Annotated in this window: 23 protein-coding genes; 18 read left to right on the forward strand and 5 right to left on the reverse strand. The window is 68.6% G+C overall.

What is annotated here, in order from left to right; all coding sequences use genetic code 11:
- Nucleotides 1–64: 64 nt before the first annotated feature.
- Nucleotides 65–325 (reverse strand): hypothetical protein, encoded by a 261-nt coding sequence (locus ACIQ0W_RS14380; RefSeq protein WP_054687480.1) that lies wholly within the window; start codon nucleotides 323–325, stop codon nucleotides 65–67.
- 93 nt (nucleotides 326–418) lie between these two features.
- On the opposite strand from ACIQ0W_RS14380, the gene ACIQ0W_RS14385 reads away from it, so the two are divergent.
- The 5 genes from ACIQ0W_RS14385 (at nucleotide 419) to ACIQ0W_RS14405 (ending at nucleotide 4149) form a co-directional block, all read left to right on the forward strand.
- Entirely contained in the window at nucleotides 419–1069 is a 651-nt protein-coding gene (locus ACIQ0W_RS14385) for a hypothetical protein (protein ID WP_396643403.1), read from the forward strand.
- A 104-nt stretch (nucleotides 1070–1173) separates the two neighbouring features.
- A complete protein-coding gene (locus ACIQ0W_RS14390) occupies nucleotides 1174–1668 on the forward strand; it encodes a hypothetical protein (protein ID WP_054687484.1) in 495 nt (164 codons plus the stop codon).
- A gap of 139 nt (nucleotides 1669–1807) precedes the next feature.
- Nucleotides 1808–2368 carry a hypothetical protein gene (locus ACIQ0W_RS14395; protein WP_054687487.1) on the forward strand — a complete coding sequence of 187 codons (561 nt, stop codon included), beginning with the start codon at nucleotides 1808–1810 and terminating at the stop codon, nucleotides 2366–2368.
- A 140-nt stretch (nucleotides 2369–2508) separates the two neighbouring features.
- Nucleotides 2509–3006, forward strand: coding sequence for a hypothetical protein (locus tag ACIQ0W_RS14400; RefSeq protein ID WP_058633113.1), 498 nt, complete (start codon nucleotides 2509–2511; stop codon nucleotides 3004–3006).
- A gap of 117 nt (nucleotides 3007–3123) precedes the next feature.
- Nucleotides 3124–4149: a DUF4192 family protein gene (locus ACIQ0W_RS14405; RefSeq protein WP_058633114.1), complete on the forward strand. Its 1026-nt coding sequence runs from the start codon at nucleotides 3124–3126 to the stop codon at nucleotides 4147–4149.
- A gap of 326 nt (nucleotides 4150–4475) precedes the next feature.
- Here ACIQ0W_RS14405 and ACIQ0W_RS14410 read toward each other — a convergent pair whose 3' ends face one another.
- The 4 genes from ACIQ0W_RS14410 to ACIQ0W_RS14425 all read right to left on the reverse strand — a co-directional run bounded on the left by ACIQ0W_RS14410 (nucleotide 4476) and on the right by ACIQ0W_RS14425 (nucleotide 6331).
- The gene (locus ACIQ0W_RS14410) at nucleotides 4476–4808 is read right to left on the reverse strand and encodes a hypothetical protein (protein WP_396643404.1); all 333 of its coding nucleotides are present in this window, start codon (nucleotides 4806–4808) and stop codon (nucleotides 4476–4478) included.
- 3 nt (nucleotides 4809–4811) lie between these two features.
- The gene (locus ACIQ0W_RS14415) at nucleotides 4812–5096 is read right to left on the reverse strand and encodes a hypothetical protein (RefSeq protein ID WP_396643405.1); all 285 of its coding nucleotides are present in this window, start codon (nucleotides 5094–5096) and stop codon (nucleotides 4812–4814) included.
- A gap of 30 nt (nucleotides 5097–5126) precedes the next feature.
- On the reverse strand, nucleotides 5127–6023 hold the full coding sequence (locus ACIQ0W_RS14420; RefSeq protein WP_396643406.1) for a hypothetical protein: 897 nt from the start codon (nucleotides 6021–6023) through the stop codon (nucleotides 5127–5129).
- Nucleotides 6024–6160: 137 nt separating this feature from the next.
- Nucleotides 6161–6331 carry a hypothetical protein gene (locus tag ACIQ0W_RS14425; protein WP_396643407.1) on the reverse strand — a complete coding sequence of 57 codons (171 nt, stop codon included), beginning with the start codon at nucleotides 6329–6331 and terminating at the stop codon, nucleotides 6161–6163.
- A gap of 127 nt (nucleotides 6332–6458) precedes the next feature.
- Between ACIQ0W_RS14425 and ACIQ0W_RS14430 the strand changes: the two genes are divergently transcribed.
- The 13 genes from ACIQ0W_RS14430 (at nucleotide 6459) to ACIQ0W_RS14490 (ending at nucleotide 17379) form a co-directional block, all read left to right on the forward strand.
- Nucleotides 6459–7151 (forward strand): DNA-processing protein DprA, encoded by a 693-nt coding sequence (locus ACIQ0W_RS14430; protein ID WP_396643408.1) that lies wholly within the window; start codon nucleotides 6459–6461, stop codon nucleotides 7149–7151.
- Nucleotides 7152–7177: 26 nt separating this feature from the next.
- The gene (locus tag ACIQ0W_RS14435) at nucleotides 7178–7636 is read left to right on the forward strand and encodes a hypothetical protein (protein WP_061683541.1); all 459 of its coding nucleotides are present in this window, start codon (nucleotides 7178–7180) and stop codon (nucleotides 7634–7636) included.
- 2 nt (nucleotides 7637–7638) lie between these two features.
- A complete protein-coding gene (locus tag ACIQ0W_RS14440) occupies nucleotides 7639–7815 on the forward strand; it encodes a hypothetical protein (RefSeq protein WP_396643409.1) in 177 nt (58 codons plus the stop codon).
- Complete coding sequence (locus tag ACIQ0W_RS14445; protein WP_061683543.1) at nucleotides 7812–8603, forward strand: HNH endonuclease family protein; 792 nt, start codon at nucleotides 7812–7814, stop codon at nucleotides 8601–8603. Before ACIQ0W_RS14440 ends, ACIQ0W_RS14445 begins: the two co-directional genes overlap by 4 nt.
- A 74-nt stretch (nucleotides 8604–8677) precedes the next feature.
- Nucleotides 8678–9634 (forward strand): DNA-processing protein DprA, encoded by a 957-nt coding sequence (locus tag ACIQ0W_RS14450; RefSeq protein ID WP_058633234.1) that lies wholly within the window; start codon nucleotides 8678–8680, stop codon nucleotides 9632–9634.
- 282 nt (nucleotides 9635–9916) lie between these two features.
- Nucleotides 9917–10711 carry a hypothetical protein gene (locus ACIQ0W_RS14455; RefSeq protein ID WP_061683544.1) on the forward strand — a complete coding sequence of 265 codons (795 nt, stop codon included), beginning with the start codon at nucleotides 9917–9919 and terminating at the stop codon, nucleotides 10709–10711.
- Nucleotides 10708–10938 carry a hypothetical protein gene (locus ACIQ0W_RS14460; protein ID WP_396643411.1) on the forward strand — a complete coding sequence of 77 codons (231 nt, stop codon included), beginning with the start codon at nucleotides 10708–10710 and terminating at the stop codon, nucleotides 10936–10938. The genes ACIQ0W_RS14455 and ACIQ0W_RS14460 overlap by 4 nt, the downstream gene beginning before the upstream one ends.
- Nucleotides 10931–11116 (forward strand): hypothetical protein, encoded by a 186-nt coding sequence (locus ACIQ0W_RS14465; protein WP_396643412.1) that lies wholly within the window; start codon nucleotides 10931–10933, stop codon nucleotides 11114–11116. Before ACIQ0W_RS14460 ends, ACIQ0W_RS14465 begins: the two co-directional genes overlap by 8 nt.
- Entirely contained in the window at nucleotides 11113–11520 is a 408-nt protein-coding gene (locus ACIQ0W_RS14470; protein WP_396643413.1) for a hypothetical protein, read from the forward strand. Before ACIQ0W_RS14465 ends, ACIQ0W_RS14470 begins: the two co-directional genes overlap by 4 nt.
- 199 nt (nucleotides 11521–11719) lie before the next feature.
- The gene (locus tag ACIQ0W_RS14475) at nucleotides 11720–13786 is read left to right on the forward strand and encodes a site-specific DNA-methyltransferase (RefSeq protein ID WP_061683547.1); all 2067 of its coding nucleotides are present in this window, start codon (nucleotides 11720–11722) and stop codon (nucleotides 13784–13786) included.
- The gene (locus tag ACIQ0W_RS14480; RefSeq protein ID WP_396643414.1) at nucleotides 13786–16281 is read left to right on the forward strand and encodes a DEAD/DEAH box helicase; all 2496 of its coding nucleotides are present in this window, start codon (nucleotides 13786–13788) and stop codon (nucleotides 16279–16281) included. The genes ACIQ0W_RS14475 and ACIQ0W_RS14480 overlap by 1 nt, the downstream gene beginning before the upstream one ends.
- 135 nt (nucleotides 16282–16416) lie before the next feature.
- Complete coding sequence (locus tag ACIQ0W_RS14485; RefSeq protein ID WP_061683549.1) at nucleotides 16417–16686, forward strand: hypothetical protein; 270 nt, start codon at nucleotides 16417–16419, stop codon at nucleotides 16684–16686.
- 180 nt (nucleotides 16687–16866) lie between these two features.
- On the forward strand, nucleotides 16867–17379 hold the full coding sequence (locus tag ACIQ0W_RS14490) for a hypothetical protein (RefSeq protein WP_061683550.1): 513 nt from the start codon (nucleotides 16867–16869) through the stop codon (nucleotides 17377–17379).

The raw sequence follows: 17379 nt of genomic DNA on the forward strand, positions 1-17379 counted from the left end.
GGGTGCTGGCGGTCATCCTCTCCCCCGTTCCTGTGGTCGGTTCGGCGCTGCGCGCCGAGGCGGGTTAGCTGGCGGGTTCGTAGGGGTTCGGCCCGACGCTGAACGGTGCTCCCGGCTCGGGGGATGTCACGGCGTAGAGCGCGGCTTCGACGCCCTCCTCCCACGCCCTCGCGCAGTGCCCCTCGCCCAGCAGGGCGGTGTGGTCGCTCACGAGCGCCTGCAGTGCCTCTGCGAGCGCGATCTCGTGGTCGGTGGGTCGGTGGGTCACGTTGCCGGTCAGTGCGGCGAGCGCGGCCTCTGCTGTAGCGATGGTCTGGGCGGTCATTTCGGCCTCTTTCGGTGCTGTGATCCCGATGTCGGAACCTATGTCTATATTAGTAGCTGTCAAGTCAACTAATCAAGAAAGGTAGGGCCTGACATGAGCATGTGGACATCGGTGACGATCACCTTCCCGAACCGGGAGAAGGTCGCCGCGCTGGAGAGCATGGTGGCGCTGTGGAACGCGAGCGTGGACCGCGAGCACGGCCTGGAGATCGGCGAGAGCCTCCGCGAGGAGCGGGTCTATCTGGGCGGGCGGGCGCTCGGGTTCGACTCGGACTTCGGTCTCGACGATGAGGGTGCGCACCTGGCGTACCACGACAAGTACGAGACCGAGGGACTCGCCACGTTCGGGGAAGCGTTCACGCACCGCTACCCGACCGCGACGGTGCTGATCGAGACCGAGTGGACCGGCGAGGAGCCGAGCGTCACCCGCGAGCAATGGCAGGGCGGGCGCATCGTGGCCGAGCGCACGAGCGCGGGGAACCTGGAGCCGGTCTACGAGCCGGGACACTCCCCCGCCGAGGTGCTCGACCGGCTGCGCGCCGAGCTGCGCGAGCTGGCCGAGCTGCTGGGCCGGATCGAGGTGGGCGAGGACTTCTTCGAGCACTTCACCCGCCGCGAAGCCGAGGCCCTCGCCACGGTCTACGACACCGCCGACATGGCCGAGATCGCCGGTGAGATCCGTCGCAAGTGCGCCGAGGCCGACCCCGAGGCATGGGCCGAGGAGGTCGATGCCATGACCTCCTGATCCCCGTCACTCCCTAGGCGGATAGGGGCCACCTCCCAATGTCGGAGGTGGCCCCTATATTTGTACACGTCAAGTCAACTAATCATCGTTCTAGGGAGGACATCATGACTGACATCACCACCACCGGAACCGACACCGCGGCCGAGCTGGGCGAGATCAGCTTCATCCGCGACAACCGGACAGTCGCCATCGGCGAGATCGCCCGGGCCGAGGCCACGGCGCGCGACGCGCTCGCTCGCGTGGCCGAGCTCGAGGCGGAGAACAACCGGCTGCGCTTCGACCAGATCACGGACGGCGGCGACCCCCGCCTCGTCGACTTCTGGGACAAGGCGGGCCGGATCGCTGACTACGCCGGGTTCTGCGCCGAATACGACCGCCTCGCGGACGAACTGAACGGGGTGCCCCGCGAGCGCGACTTCGAGGTCCGCCTCGACATCACGATCTCCCTCACCGTCTACAAGACGGTCGCCGCCCGCGACAGCGACGGCGCGGGCGATCTCGCCTCCGAGGAGATCACCTCCGAGGACGTGATCGAGTCCATCCGCTCGAACGGCTGGAGTGGCCTGGACGTGGACGACTGGGACGCCGAGCGCGCCTGATCCACCGCTGACCGAGGGGCGGAGCCGACTTGGCTCCGCCCCTCTCTCTTGCCCCGACTGTCGGCCTGCGCGCCAATGTCCGACCCCCCTCCTATATTCGTAGGTGTCAAGTCAACTAACCCATATCTAGGAGGACACCATGACTGACGTCACCACTGGAGCGGCCGAGATCCTGGCCGGGATCGAGGATGCGCTCGGGTCGATCTTCGAGCGCATCGGCTGGGCCGAGGACGAGATCGCGCAGGCGCAGCTGCGCCACCCCGAGGACGCCGACAAGCTCTATCACTCGTTCGCCCTGCTGAGCGGCGATGAGGCATCCGCCCGGATGGGCGTGGAGATCGTCTACCGCGCCCACGTGCGCGAGATCCTCGAACGGGTCGCCCACGGGGAGGACACCCGCCCGGGCACCGCCGTGGAGGTCGTGATCGGCCTTCTCGCGGCCGCAGAGCGGGCACCGCTCTCGCACGAGGGCTTCGGGCTGTGCGCGCGGCTGTGGGCCGCTGCAGGACTCCCCGACCACGACGGCTTCGCCGACAAGCTCGACCACATCGAGGCGCTGCACGCCGCGCGCATCGACAGCGACGAGATCGCCGCGCGCCGCGCCTGCCGCAACGACGCCCGGAAGCTCGGGCACATCGAGTGCGACGGCTGGCACCACGGACGCGAGACCTACTGCGTGTTCACCCCCACCGTCGCCTGATACCGCGGCGCTCAGGAGGGGCGGGGTCGAGCCGGCTCCGCCCCTCCCGCCTGCCCGAACCACTCCGCAGCGCCAATGTCCGACCTCCCTCCTATATTCGTAGGTGTCAAGTCAACTAATCCCAAGGAAAGGGGATCGACATGGGTATGGACGTCTACGGGAAGAACCCGACCGCCGAGGTCGGGCAGTACTTCCGCAACAGCGTGTGGGGCTGGCATCCGCTCGCCGACTACCTCACCGCTGCGCACCCGGCGCTGACCGCCGGATGCACCTACTGGCACAGCAACGACGGCGACGGCCTCGACGACGCTGGCGCGCTCGCCCTGGCCGACGCGCTCGACGCAGACCTCGCCAACGGCACCGTTGCGCTGTACGAGGCGGAGCGCAGCGTCTACCTCGCCGCGCTCCCGATGGAGGAGTGCTGGCTGTGCTCGGGCACCGGGGTGCGCACCGACGAGATCGGCGTGCAGAACGGCCTCGACAAGCCTCGCGACCCCGTGACCGGTCGTGGCGGGTGCAACGCCTGCAGCGGCACCGGGCAGACCGAGCCGAGCGCGCGGCACTACCCGTTCGAGGTCGCCAACGTGGCCGAGTTCGCCCGCTTCGCGCGGCACAGCGGGGGCTTCGAGATCTGGTGAATCAGGCCCGGGGAGCGGGGCGATTCGCCGTCTCGCTCCCCGGGGGTTGCCAATGTCGGACCCATGCCCTATATTCGTAGTAGTCAAGTCAACTAATCATCGTCCGAGGAGGACCCCATGACCACCACCGCCCAGCCGACCATCGTCCAGGCCACCAGCGCCGCCGACTTCCTCGGCCTCATCCCCGCCCTCATCGGCTACACCCCGACCCGCTCCATCGTCGTCGTCCCCTTCCGCGGCAACCACACCGCCGGGGCCGCACGCTTCGACCTCAACGAGGACACCGACCCGCAGGCCCTCGCCAGCACCATCACCGGCATCGTCTGCCGTATCCCCGACGCCCGGGCCGTCGCCGTGGTCATCTACACCGACCAGGACGGGCACACCACCCGCCCCATCATCGGCGCCCTCCTCGACCGAGCCACCGAGTGCGGCTTCGGCATCAAGGACGCCCTCTACGTCGCCCGCGATGGCTGGGGAAGCGCCCTCACCGACGAGCAGCCCCACCCGCTCACCGAGATCAACTCCGCGCTCGCCGCAGGCCGCGCCACCACCGGCGACCAGCACAGCGGCACCGAGATCCCCGCCCCCGACGAGGACCGCCTCGAGGCCGTGCTCGCAGCGTTCGAGGACTTCGGCCTCGCCGACGTCGCCGAAACCGACTGGGTCGCACTCGCGGAGGTCGCCGCGACCACCCGGCCCGAGGAGATCGACCCGTTCGACGCGGCCAGCCTGATCTTCGCCCTCAGCCGCCCCTCCCTCCGCGACATCGCCATCGTGCAGTGGGCCACCGACGAGCACGGCGGCGAGCGGGCCGCCGAGGCGCAGGCCGGATGGGAGCACGGCGAGGAGTACCCGACCGACCTCGCCAGCATCATGTGGGGCGACGCTCCCCGACCCGACGCGCGCCGCCTGCAGTCCGCTCTCGCCACCGTGCGCCACCTGACCGCACTCGCCCCCCAGCCCCTCCGCGCGGGCCTGCTGGCGACCATCGCGTGGCTCTCCTGGGCGCTCGGGCACTCCACCCACGCCGACGCCTACGCCCGCCAGGCGCTCACGATCGAACCCGGCCACGGCCTCTCCGAGATCGTCGCCTCGTTCGTCCAGGCAGGCCACCTCCCTCGCTGGGCCTTCGAGCGTTGACCTGTACGGGGTGGGGCGCTCGCCGCCCCACCCCCGTGCAAGTCAGAACACGCCAAGACGCTCAGCTCGACTACGGCGCGACGGCGGCGGCGGCCGACGACTTGCGCATGTCGGAGGCATGCCCTATATTAGTAGTAGTCAAGTCAGCTAATCGACAGGAGAGGGGGCAGGCCCGCCAACCGCACAGCGGCCAGGGGAAGCGCACACCGCCTCCCCTCGGAGGGAGGGGCTCCACCCCGGAGCCCGCAGTCGCGCTCGCCGCAGCCGGCTACTCCCACGCCGACACAGAGCCACACTCGATCGCCGTCAGGCGGGTCGTCGACGGCTCAGCCCCGCGGCTTCCCTGACCGCGGCCACGGGTATGCGTCCACCCGCTCCCACGCCTCGGCGGCGGACATCGACATCCGCATGCGATCCCCCACGTGGGGCGCCTCGGCGTTCGCGCACTGCAGGAACCAAGCCCCTGCGCGCAGCGCATCGGTGAATCCGACATGCCCCGCGGCCACGGCCTCGGCGATCGCCGCGAGTTTCAACGCCTGCCGAGACGTGATCTGCACAGGAGCGTCGTCATTCGGCCCGGGCGCGTCCACGAGGGCCTGATACTGCTCCGCGACCTTCCACTCGTACTCCGGATCAGCCGGATCGATCAACTCACCCATCGCTCAACCCTCCACTATCGGCGCGCTCGCCGCCGGTAAGGTATCGGCCACCACCACCGGCACCAGGTAACCGGTACGGAACGCCCGCCGCGCCTTCCGCGCCCAGCTCACCGGATCATCAGCCAGCGCGAGACGACCGCCCGGCGCCGACCGGTCCATGATGGTCACTTCCTCGAGGTCGACCCCGATGTCCCCCGAGACCCGATAAGAACCATCGTCCTCGACACGCAGCACACCGACCGCCTCATACCCGCTCGCCGCGGGCCGCCGGAACTCGACTTCGATCATCGGGATGCCACCTCACTCGTGCCCTGCATTTTAGAACCAGCCCCCCGGCAGCACCCGGCCCGAAGCCAGCATGATCTCCGCCCGCGCACGCAGCGCATCCGCTCGATCCCCCTGGAGCAACGGCGCCACACCCAACAGATCCGGGGACCCCACAAGCCGGTGCAACGCGGCGCGCTCGCCGTCCGTGAGCTGCGGGGCGTGGAACACGCGGCGCTGCTGGAGCAGCTGCAGGTTGTATCCGTCGCCGGTGCGACCGAACGCGAACCCGTGGTCGATCAGGTAGAGCCGGTCCTGGTCGACGAGGAGGTTCCCGCCGTGACGGTCCTGCTGCCCGATGAGTGCGTCGAAGAACCCGGCCGCGAGGATCCGCTCCTCGGGCACGACCGGCAGCGGGTTCGTCACGTTGCCCGGGACGCCCATCGACATCGAGCCGAGCCGGCCGTCGATCTCGCGAAGCACGCACGGCGGCACGAGCTCGTCCCACGGGCCACCGAGCTCGCGGGCCAGCGCCCACGCTGCGACCTCATGGATCGGCTGCAGCGGGCCGTCGTGCCCGTAGTCCTCGCTCGCTTCCTCATCCAGCCCGTCGAAGGGCTTGTGGTAGGCGTCGGAGCCGTCTGTGAGCCGCACCCGAATGGTCTCGTTCACCCCCGACTCCTCCGCCCACTCGAGGCCGGCCACCCCGGCATCTAGGAGCGCACGCTCGCGGGGATGCCTGCCCTGCTGCGCGGCGGTGGCGATGATCGACGGGAGAACATCCGGTCCCACCCAGAAGATGTCCGACACCTCCCGTGGGGACATTGCTCGCGCCGCCGACGCCGGCGGGGGATCCTCGAGCAGCGATGCCGGCGCACCCGCCTCGCGCGCCCACCGCTTCGCCACAGACGGCGGCGCCTTCGCGAGGAGCGCGATCGCCTCGTCCGGCACACCCTCTGCTCGCGCCCACGAGACGACCGCCGAGCGGGCGGCGCGATTCTGCCGACGTCGGGCGTTGTGGGAGGCGCGCTCAGACTCGCTGCCGCAGTTCGGGCAGCGGCGGCCGCCCTCCTCTGCCGACCGACACATCAAGAGGCCCGGGGGTCGTCGTCTCGATCGACTCTGATGGCGATGAGCTGATGCCCTGCGGGCACGCGCTGCTCGAGCTGCTCGAGGGCGGCCGAGTAGGTCGCAGCCTCGACCTCGATCCTCGTGGGCTCCGCCTCCGGCTCGCTGCGCACCGTCCCGATCAACCTCATGCCCAGATGGTATGTCCCCCGCTTCCCAGCGCGCATCCTTTCGCTCGGAGACGATCATCTTGACTAGCTCATATGCGTAACCTATATTTGTAACCGTCAAGTCAGCTAATTTGGATTGGAGGACGTCATGCCCGCGCACGAGACACCCGGCACAGACGGCGCCGTCCTGCTGCACCCCGAGCATGAGCACTGGCCTGCAGCGTTCGCGGATCTCGGCTCGATCGCTCCGCGGCGCATCTTTGCGCTCGGCGCTCTGGATCTTCTGCAGTCCCAGGCGCGCACGGCACTCATCGGCGGCCGTACAGCGACGGTCGCCGGCCGGGCCGCCGGCGCGGCGCTGGCCGCCGGGCTCGCCGCTCGTGGTGATGTCCTCGTCACTCCCGCCGAGACGGGAACCGATCTCGCCGTAGTCGACGCCGCCCGCCGCGCCGGCGGGCGCATCATCGCGATCATCGACCGTCCGCCGGCGGAGGCCGGCTACATCGCTCGCGCTGCGCAGCGGGGGATCCTCGACCGCGGTGGGCTGATCCTCTGGGAGGCCTCGCCGTCACGGGGCGGCGCCACCTCCCATCGCAGCGCACGCCTCATCGCCGCGCTCGCGCCTCGCCTCGTCCTCGTCGAGATCGGTGCGCGATCGGCGGGGATGACCGCGGCCGCGATCGCCGGCGGGCTGTCCCGGGCCGTGGCCGCCACCCCCACCGATCAGTCCCGCCCGGGTCGCGGCACCCGGCAGTTGCTCGCCGCAGATCTCGCGACCCTCGTCCAGACGCCCGACGAGCTCGACGCCTTGTCCGATCCGCGCACGCTCGCGCACCTATGACGTGCAGGGACCAGAGAGGAACCACGATGAGCACCACAGAGACGCCCGAGCCGGTCTCGACCGACGTCACCTACATCGGCCGGCGCACCCTGGCCAGCAACGGCAAGCTCGGCTACGCCTACCTCGAAGGCGAGCGCACCCGCTACTACACCGCGCCGCTCGTGACCGGCGCGCAGATCGGGGCGCGCATCACGATCACCTCGCCCGCGGACGAGCCCGACGTCTACTTCTCGAAAGGCCCGCGCCGACCCCGCATCGCCGGACACGTCACCGACGTCGACGAGCCCACCCTCACCGCCTGGCAAGTCGCCGACCGGGCCGCATACCAGCTCAAGGCCGATGCCGACGCCTCCAAGAGAGCCGCGAAGCAGGCAGCGCACCTCGAGCGGCACATCGAGGCCCTGACCCACGCGGCGCGACCCCTCACCGGGGCGCAGCGAGCGGCGTTCGCGCGATACGTCGAAGACCGGATCCGGGGGTGGTGACCATGTCCCGGGGCAACCGGCCCGAAGAGGAGTTCTACCTCGATCTGCAGGAGTGCCTGGAGAACGCCTCGACGTTCTACATCCCCGCCCCCGAGCTCAAGCGCGCGATCGCGGATCTCGCCGACCGCGGATGGACCCGGCTGCCGCAGCGAGCCGGCGGAGACGGAGGCCTGCGATGACCAGAAGACGCTCCCCCGCGCTGCCTGCGCTCACCGTCGCGAGCCTTGCTGCCGTCGTCGCCGGCATCACCTGGCTGTCGGGCTCCCCGTTCGACTCGCACGCGGAGACCGGAGAGACGTCGTCGCCCGTGCAGCAGTTGAGCACCCAGGCCGATGATTCCGCGATCGACGAGTTGCTCGGCGCCGGTCTCGCCGACACGGAGCACGACGTCACGACGATCAATGCCGACGCGACGCTGCAGCTGCTCGCGACGATCCCCGCCGCGGATCAGGCGCAGTCGGCTCTCCCCTACAGTCGTGACGCCTACGGCCAGCGCTGGGCCGACGTCGATCGGAACGGGTGCGACACCCGCAACGACATCCTCCGCAGAGACCTCGTCGACGTCGGCCTCAAGCCGGGAACGAACGACTGCGTGGTCCTGACCGGGACTCTGCATGACGCCTACACCGGGCAGGACATCACCTTCCAGCGAGGTCAAGGAACCAGCGAGCTCGTCCAGATCGATCACCTCTGGAGCCTCTCGGGCAGCTGGCACGCCGGCGCCGATCTGTGGACCGCCGATAAGCGCGAGCAGTTCGCCAACGACCCCGCGAACCTCGAAGCCGTCGACGGCCCCAGCAACAGCGCCAAGGGAGACAGCGGCCCCAGCCAGTGGCTGCCCGCCAACGCCGACTACCTCTGCACCTATGCGGCCCGACTCACCTTCGTGGCCTCCAAGTACCAGCTGCCCCTCTTCGCTGAGGACCGCCTCGCCATCACCCACATCCTGGAGCGCTGCGACGGCTGAGGGGTTGCGCATGTCCGACCTGACATCTATATTAGATGGTGTCAAGTCAGCTAATCATCATCCAGGAGGATCCGATGACCACCCGCACCACCACTCTCTCCCTCCCCGCGACCGGTGAGGTCGCAGCCTGGACCGAGCGCGAGTCCCGCCTCGCGCTCACGGTCTGGGCCGAGCCCAACAACCCGACCCTGGGCGCCTGGCTCACACGTCGCGCGCAGACCGGCAGCGAGACTCCCGCCCGCGACGTCGTCGCGGCGATCGTCACGGGCGATCTCGCCGGGCTGAGCGCCGCCGAGATCGAGGCTGTCAACCAGATCCGACCCCGCACCCTCCTGGGCGACGGGCTCGAGCGCGCCGTGCGCTGGCTGGACAGCCACGCCGATGCCGTCTTCCTCATCCCCGGGGACGACGCCTGGCCGGCGGCTCTCGACGCTCTCGGCGATCGCCGTCCCGTGGGGCTGTGGGTGCGCGGCGACGCGGCCGCGCTGCGCCACGCTCGAGTGATCGCGATCGGCGGAGCGCGGGCCTCCACCGGGTACGGCGACCACGTCGCCGGTGAGCTCGCCACCGAGCTCACCGAGCAGGGCGTGGCGATCGCCACCGGCGCCGCCTATGGGATCGACGGAGCAGCCACCCGCGCCACCCTCGCCGCCGGCGGCACCCCGATCGTCGTCCTCGGCGGCGGCGTCGACCGCCCCTACCCGGCAGGACACAACGACCTGATCAACCGGGTCGCGGCCGCCGGCGGCGCGATCGTCAGCGAACTGGCCCCCGGTGCCGCGCCCACCAAGTGGCGCTTCGCCGCTCGGGCGCGCATCCTCGGCGGCCTGTCACAGGCATCCGTGATCGTCGAAGCCGGCTGGCGCAGCGGCTCCCTGCTCCTCGCCGCTGAGACCGCGCAGCTCGGCCGACGTGTCGGCGCGGTGCCCGGCCCGATCACGAGCCCGAGCAGCGCCGGCACCCACCGTCTCATCCGCGAGGGCGGCGCCACCCTCGTCACCGACACCGCGGACGCGCTCGCGCTCCTCTGAATCCCATGGGGGCGGCGGCAGCCGCCCCCATCTAGGAGGTGAACGACCTTGACCACCAATCGCACCTGCCAGGCACCCGGAGAGCAGTGCTCCCGGCCGGTGACCGCTCGCGGGCTGTGCCGCATGCACTACCTGCGGGAGTACCGCGCCGGCAACCACACCGCCCGCCCCACCCGCGCCAACGGCATCCGGAACCAGTGCCCACCCGATCATCCTCACGACGTCGACACATGCTGGACCCGGCACGGATGCCGCTGCAGCACGTGCGTCCACGAGCGAGCAATGGAACGTCAGCGACGACGGAACAGGCTGCGCGCCTACGGACGAGACGACCAGATCGGCCCCCGCCTCGTACCCGCGGCCCCCGTCCGCGCACACGTCCAGCAGCTGCACGAACTCGGCCTCGGCTACGAACGCATCGGCCGGGCAGCAGGCGTCGGGCACGGCCCGATGATGGACCTCATCTACGGGCCGCGCGGAACCGATCAGCGTGCCCCCGTGGAGGAGATCCGCAAGACGTACGCCGACGCGCTCCTCGCCCTCACCGCCGACAGCATCGAGGCCGCTCTCATCGACCCCACAGGCACCGTCCGCCGGCTGCGCGCACTCGTCGCCATCGGATGGCAGGAGACCGCCCTCGCCGAGGCGCTGGGGATGGGCGTCGGGAACTTCTGGACCCTGCTGCACGGCCGAAGGAACCGCATCACCACCGGCACCCGCAATAAGGTCACCGCCCTCTTCATCCAGCAGTGGGACAAGCCGCAGGACGGGGTACGCGCCGAGCGAGCCAAGAAGATCGCCAAGCACTACCGGTGGGTCGGCCCGCTCGCCTGGGACGACATCGACGACCCCACCGAGGTGCCGGAGGGAGTGGCGAAGGCGCGTGACGCCCGATACACGGCCACCGAGTACCTCGACGACATCGCCTTCCTGCTCGAGCTCGGCGAATCCCCCCACCAGGCCGCCGCCATCGTCGGCCGCACCGTGCCGGCCATCGTCAAAGCCGCGGAGCGGCATCACCGCGGCGACATCCAGACCGTCTTCGAGCGGACACTGCGGAAGCGGGTCGCAGCATGAGCCTGGTCACCCACCTCTCGCCGCGACGTCGACGGGTCGTCCTGGATCTCGGTGACCCCGCCGAGGCGGCATCCGTCTGCGCAGCGCTGCGCGAGCTCGGGCTAACCGGACACATCCACCTCGAGGTCGTCGACGAGATCCTCGGCGGCGGCAGCGAGGAGATCGTCGACGAGATCCGTGACCGCCTCCACCTCCGCGCACACCTCGAGGAGGTCCCCAATGAATGACGAGCGCGTCGTGCTCCTAGTGGAGTTCACCTCCGGCGAGGTCGTGGCCGTGCCCTTCACGAGCCGTGACGCTGCCGACCGCTGGGAGCAGAGTCACGACTACGAGGTCATCGGCCGGCCACGGATCGCCACGGCGAGATCCCTGAGCGTCGGCGCCCGGAGGCGAGCGAAGTCATGACCGCCGACGAGCCGCTGTTCGAACTCGCCGACGTCGGCCTCGAGCTCGCTCCCACCGAGGCCATGAGACGGGGCGAGCAGTTCGTCCACCAATGCGCCTGGTGCGGGGCCGTTGTCGTCTGGCACCGGCGGAAGACCACCGACTCCCTCGGTCTGTGCCCCAACTGCGGCTCGGACGCCGGCGGGAACCCAGCAGAGTCCTCCACCTGGTGGCGCCAACGCCTCCCCCTCGCCGGAATAGCACCTCTGGGCCTCGCAGCGCGGAACCGGCTCGTCGACGAGCTGATCGCGCAACTGCACACCAGCGAGATCACGGAATGGGACGAAGCGCGCGTCGCGGCATGGCTGCGCGCATGCGCGGCCGCGCCGCACGCGTCACTCCCCGGCGACGGGGGCGACCGCTAAGATCTGAGACGGCACCCGGTCAGTGGAGCGCTGGACATCCGGCCCTCCTGGATTAGTTGACTTGACACTTGACGATCCACGGCCGGGTGCCCTCTCTGTCCGCGGCCCATTGCAGACAGACACGCCCGGCATAAGCGCCCGGTAGCGTGATGACGAGTGAGCGTCCGGGACTGACGCTCCAGGCTGAGGAGCTGCCCCGATGACCGACGAACGGCGACGCATAGACGTGCTGCTGGATCAGGTAGCCGACCAGGCCCTGCGCGACCGCATCGCCGCCGAGATCACCCAGATCACCGGCAAGAAGAAGTGGGGCTTGAACTTCGAGGAGCACCTCCCCGAAGGCATCCGCATCCCGAAGGCCCGCGTGCGACGCGGCGTCCGCGCCCAGCTACGCGACGGTTCGGACCCGCGCTACTGGGAGGTGAAGAGGGTCGTCGGCGGAGTCGCGCAACTGCACCACGACGGCGAAACGCGCGAAGTGCCGACAGGCGACCTCGTGGTCGCGCGTGTCTTCGACGAGCCCGTCTACCCAGGCTTTACGCCGCTCGGGTCGATAGAGCGCGGCGGCGACAAGCCGCACCACCTCGTCATCGAGGGTGAGAACTTCCACGCGCTCGAGACGCTCCGATACACGCACGAGGGCAAGGTCGATCTGATCTACATCGACCCGCCCTACAACACCGGCGCCGGCGACTGGATCTACAACGACCGCTACGTCGGCGACGCGGACGCATACCGCCATTCCAAGTGGCTGAGCTTCATGCAGAAGCGCCTCGAGCTCGCGCGACACCTCCTCGCTCCGACCGGCGTCATCATCGTCGCTATCGACGACAACGAGCACCACCGCCTTCGGGTGCTCCTGGACGAAGTATTCGGTGAGCAGAACTTCCTCGGCAACGTTGTGTGGCAGGGCGGCCGCAAGAACAACGTGAAGTTCATCGCCGACACGCACGACTACATGCTCTTTTTCGCGAAGGACAAGGCGCTTCTCTCTACCGGTGATGCCTGGAAGGAGTCACGTCCCGGGTACGACGAACTACTGCAGGCTGGGCTCGATGCGTGGGAGGAGTCCGGTCATGACGCTGCAGCTGCCACCGCGTTGCTCCGAAACTGGCGCAGAGCCCTTCCGGCTGACCACCCGGCCCGTGCCGAGCGCGGCCTCAACATGTACGACCAAGTTGATGGCCATCCGAAGCACGCCGGCAAGGTCTACAGCACGGGCGATCTGCGAAACCCCTTTCCCCGCCCGAACCTTCAGTACGACATTCCGCACCCGGTCGACGGCAAGCCCGTGAAGATGCATCCGAACGGGTGGATCTGGTCGCGCGAGCGGATGATGCAAGCGATTGAAGACGGCATCGTCGTCTTTGCCCCTGACAGCACCGGTTCCGCGCGCCAGAAGCGCTTCCTGGAAGCCGGCAGCCAGCAGTCTGTTGCCCCCGTGTTCACTCAGGACCGATCGAAGGCTACGAGGTCACTAGCTGCGATCCTCGGAACCAACGACTTCCCCTTCCCGAAAGACGTCGACGTCATCGCGCGGTGGGTGAACATCGCGACAGGCGGTCAGCCCAGTGCCGTAGTTCTCGACTTCTTCGCAGGCACCGGGACGACTGCGCACGCCGTTCTGCAGCTCAACGCGACCGATGGCGGCCACAGGCAGTCGATTGTCGTGACAAATAACGAGGTAGGGCAGAAGGCGGCGACGGCCCTCACCAAAGCTGGCCATGCAGCGGGAGATCCCGAGTGGGAGGCGGAAGGTGTTTTCGAGAAGGTCACGCTGCCGCGAATCCAGACGGTTGTCACTGGCACGCGGCGCGACGGCTCGAAGCTCACTGACCCGGTGATGGACGCGGACGGCAAGAAGATCGCGTCGGGCATTCCGGGTGCGATTGGGTACGACGAGAACGTGACCTTTTTGAAGCTCGACTACCTCGACCGCGATGACATCGCTGCCGACGATGCATTCCGGCAGATCGCGACGCTGCTGTGGGTGAAGGCGGGCGGGCGCGGCCCGGTGATCGCTGAGCATGCCGAGGCATTCGCGGCGCCCGAGGGCGCGAACTATGCGGTGCTGTTCAGCGTCGCCGAGTGGGCACCGTTCGTCGAGCTCGTGAACAGCCGGCCGGAGATCGAGACCGTCTACGTCGTCTCGGACTCGGAGACCACGTACGGCCCGATCGTGCGAGCGATGCGCCCCGAGGTGTCGTCGTTCCGGCTGTACGAGAACTATCTCAGCAACTTCGAGATCAACGTGGGAGGGCGCTGATGGAGTACCAGCTCCGGGGCTACCAGGCGCAGGCCGCCGGCGAGATCGTCAGCGGTATCGAAGTGGGCGCCGGGCTCGCGTCGAAGGGTAAGTCGTCGGCTGTGAGCCTCGCGGCACCGACCGGTGCCGGCAAGACGATCATCGCCGCGGCCGCCATCGAGGATCTGATTTTCGGTGACACGGTGATACCCGGCGAGGAACCGGTCATCCTGTGGGTATCGCTCTACCCGAAGCTGAACGAGCAGACTCGTGACAAGTTCGAACGCGCGAGCGAGAAGCTGCGTCCCCGGTTGCACATCATCGACTCCTCGAAGCAGTACGACGTGGAAACACTGACACCGGGCCGGGTGTACTTTCTGAACACCCAGAAGCTCGGCAGCAGCGCGACCAACTACACCTCAAAGGATGGGCGCACCTTCACCCTGTGGGAGACCCTGAGCAACACGGTCGACCGGTTCGGCAGCCGCGTGGTCATGTTCGTCGACGAAGCGCACCAGGGCACTGGCGGCGGATCCAGTGCGAGCGGCGACACGATCCTCGGGCAGCTGACCCGGGGCGGCGGCAAGATGAGCAATCCGGTGCCGATCGTCGTCGGTGTCTCCGCCACTCCGGAGCGCTTCGAAAAGAACATCGCAGCGCATCGGGCGTACCGTGAGGCGGTCGACGTAGAGGTTGCGGCGGTACGCGAGTCCGGGCTCGTGAAGGACCAGCTCGTCCTCGCGCATCCGACCGAGGAGATCGCATCAGACTCGACCCTCGTTCGGGAGGCGGCGATCCAGCGCGCCCGCCAGGAGCAGCGATGGGCGTCCTGGGCGGACCAGAATCCGGGCGATGCGCTCGTGGAGCCGGTGCTTCTCGTACAGCTGACCGCAAAACCGAATGAGACCATCGTGGCCGGCTTCATCCAGGACATCCTGCAAGCCGACTCAACCCTCACAATCGACAACTTCGCCAACGCGCTCGAGGGCGGATCCGCGGTCACCTTCGGAAGCCACGACGTGCGCTACGTCGACCCACCCCGGATCCAGGAGACCGGCGGAGTGAAGGTGGTGCTGTTCAAGGACGCGCTCACGACCGGGTGGGATTGCCCCCGCGCCGAGGTGCTGGTCTCCCTCCGCGGCACCAGCGACGACGTGACCATCACCCAGCTCGTCGGCCGCATCGTCCGCACCCCACTCGCGAAGCGGGTCGCCGGCGACGACAACCTGAACGCCGTGTGGACCTATCTTCCGCACTTCGATCAGGAGTCCGTCGAGCGGGTCGCGATGCGCCTGCGCACCGGCGACACCGAGGTCGCAACGCCCGTCGTGGTGAACCCGGTGCCAGTCACCCGCAACGCCGCCGTGCCGGATGCTGTGTGGACCGCGTTCAGGGACTTCCCCAGCTGGTCGCGGCCCTCACGGACCGCGCGGCCGGCGACATCCCGCGTATTGACCGCGGCGATGGTGCTCGCGAAGACCGGCATCCTCCAAGACGCACCGCGGATCGCTCAAGACCGGGCAGTCGACACCCTGCTGCAGCACATCAAAGCCAACCAGCAGTTCGTCGACGATAAGGTGACCGCCTACGAGGAGGTCGACTATCAGACCCTCGCGATCGACTGGCTCACCGGCGAGCAGACTGGCACGCAGGCCGAAAGCGCGAAGATCGCCACCCGTAACGTCGCCGACCTGTTCAACATCGCCGCCCGCCGCCTCCCGGACAACTCAGCGAAGTGGCTCTGGGACCGCCTGTACATGGCCCAGCCCGAAGGCGACCGGGACGGAGACGCCGCACGCCTCATCGTCGCAGCTGTCGCACAGCAGCCCGACACAGTGAAAGCTGTCGAGGACGCCAGCCAGACGCTGCTGGATCAATGGCGGAAGCAGCACGCCGCTGCCCTGTCGCAGATCGGCGGGACCGCAGAGACCGACTTCTACGCCGCGTTCGCCGAGTCGAAGCGTTCCGTCGAGATCCCCGTCGAGGCACCCTCGGACACGGTAGTGAAGGACGCCGAGCACCGCTGGCCGCGCCACCTGCTCGCGGACACTGACGGACAGTTCCCGCACGACGGCAACACGTGGGAACGCGCCGTACTCGAGACGGAGACGAAGCGCCACACCACGCTCGCCTGGTATCGGAACCCGTCGAGCGGCACCCAGTCCATCGCGATCGCGTACGGCCCGCTCGGGGAGCAGCGCCTGCTGCATCCCGACTTCCTGGTCTTCACCGAACGCGACGGCGAAGTGCTCATAGACATCATCGACCCACACGATCCGTCCCGCAGCGACACAATCCCGAAGTGGGGCGCTCTCGCCGAGTACACGAAGCAGAACGCCACCCGCCTCGGCCGCGTTCTCGCGATCATCGACGAAAAGAAGGGCTCCGACGTCCTCGTCCAGCTGAACCTCGCGAGCCCGACAGCGCAGGACGCGATGATCTCCCTGGCGAAGACCGGCGGCACCGAGGCCGACGTGCGCGCCCTGTTTGACCAGCACGGCGGCCGCTATCAGTAGCAGCCCTCGGGATGACACCTAGGAACAGAAGCAGACTGGTGCGCCGCCGACGTTGATGGCCACCTAGAGCGGACACTCGACCGGGCTCGTCTGTGCAACCGTGTGGTTGTCGGCACCCTTGCGTATGGTCACGGGGTGGTGCAGCACTGGACTCCGATGTCGCAGCTGCAGAGATCGCCAGAGCCGGGCATCTGGTACGTGTTCGACCAGAGCAAGCGCATCGCGATCATCCGGCATGTCGAAGTCAAAGGGCGACGTCTGTTGCGTTCGGTGACCTGGTCGCAGGATCCTGAGCAGCGGCAGCTCATCGGGTACTTTCCGGAAGACGCGATGCGCCTCGCCGTGGAGTGCACCTGGTCTGAGTACGTGCGGTATACCGGCCCACCCACGAGCAACCGGCGGTAAGAACCAGCCCGCTCCCTCATGCCCGGGCGCCGCTCTGCTGCGCACTGCGGCCGGCTGAAGGCGTCCACTGGCCTACCGATCCGCACGCTTCGGTCGACGACGAGGTTGACCAGTTGACTATCTGCTATGTGTGCCCTATATTCGATGCTGTCAAGTCAGCTAAATGCAGGGAGGTTTCTCGTGCGCGTCCAGATCGTCACCAAAGACACCATCGACCTCATCGTGAGCGCCGCCGTCATCGGCAACTCCACCGTCGACCGCGACGCGGAGGAGATCGTCAGGGCCGCAGATCGGATCGGCCGGCAGCTGCGCTCGGAGAACTACGCGGCCGCGAACGCAGCGGCCGGCACCCATCACCCCACCCCGCTGTACACCTGGCAGCCAGTCTTCGATCTGATCTGGCAGCCCGAGCAGCGGGAGACGTTCACCATCACCGAGGAGCAGGCCCTCCAAGTGGAGCGATGCCGGCTCTTCCTCATCGACAACAGCGCCGACAGTCCGAACTGGGCGGACTCGTTCGCCCGCAAGTTCCTCGACCGGCTCGGGGCCGCAATCCAGTCACGGCTGCGCGCCTGGCCGTTGGTCGCCAGCGATGACCACCCGGGCGTCGTCGAGTACTCCGGCCTGTGCGACTTCACACCGCAGTGGCGGCGCGGTGCAGCTGTGGAGCCGACGCAACGCATCGGGGGCTGA

The organism is Microbacterium sp., assembly GCF_044340635.1.
Taxonomy (GTDB): domain Bacteria; phylum Actinomycetota; class Actinomycetes; order Actinomycetales; family Microbacteriaceae; genus Microbacterium.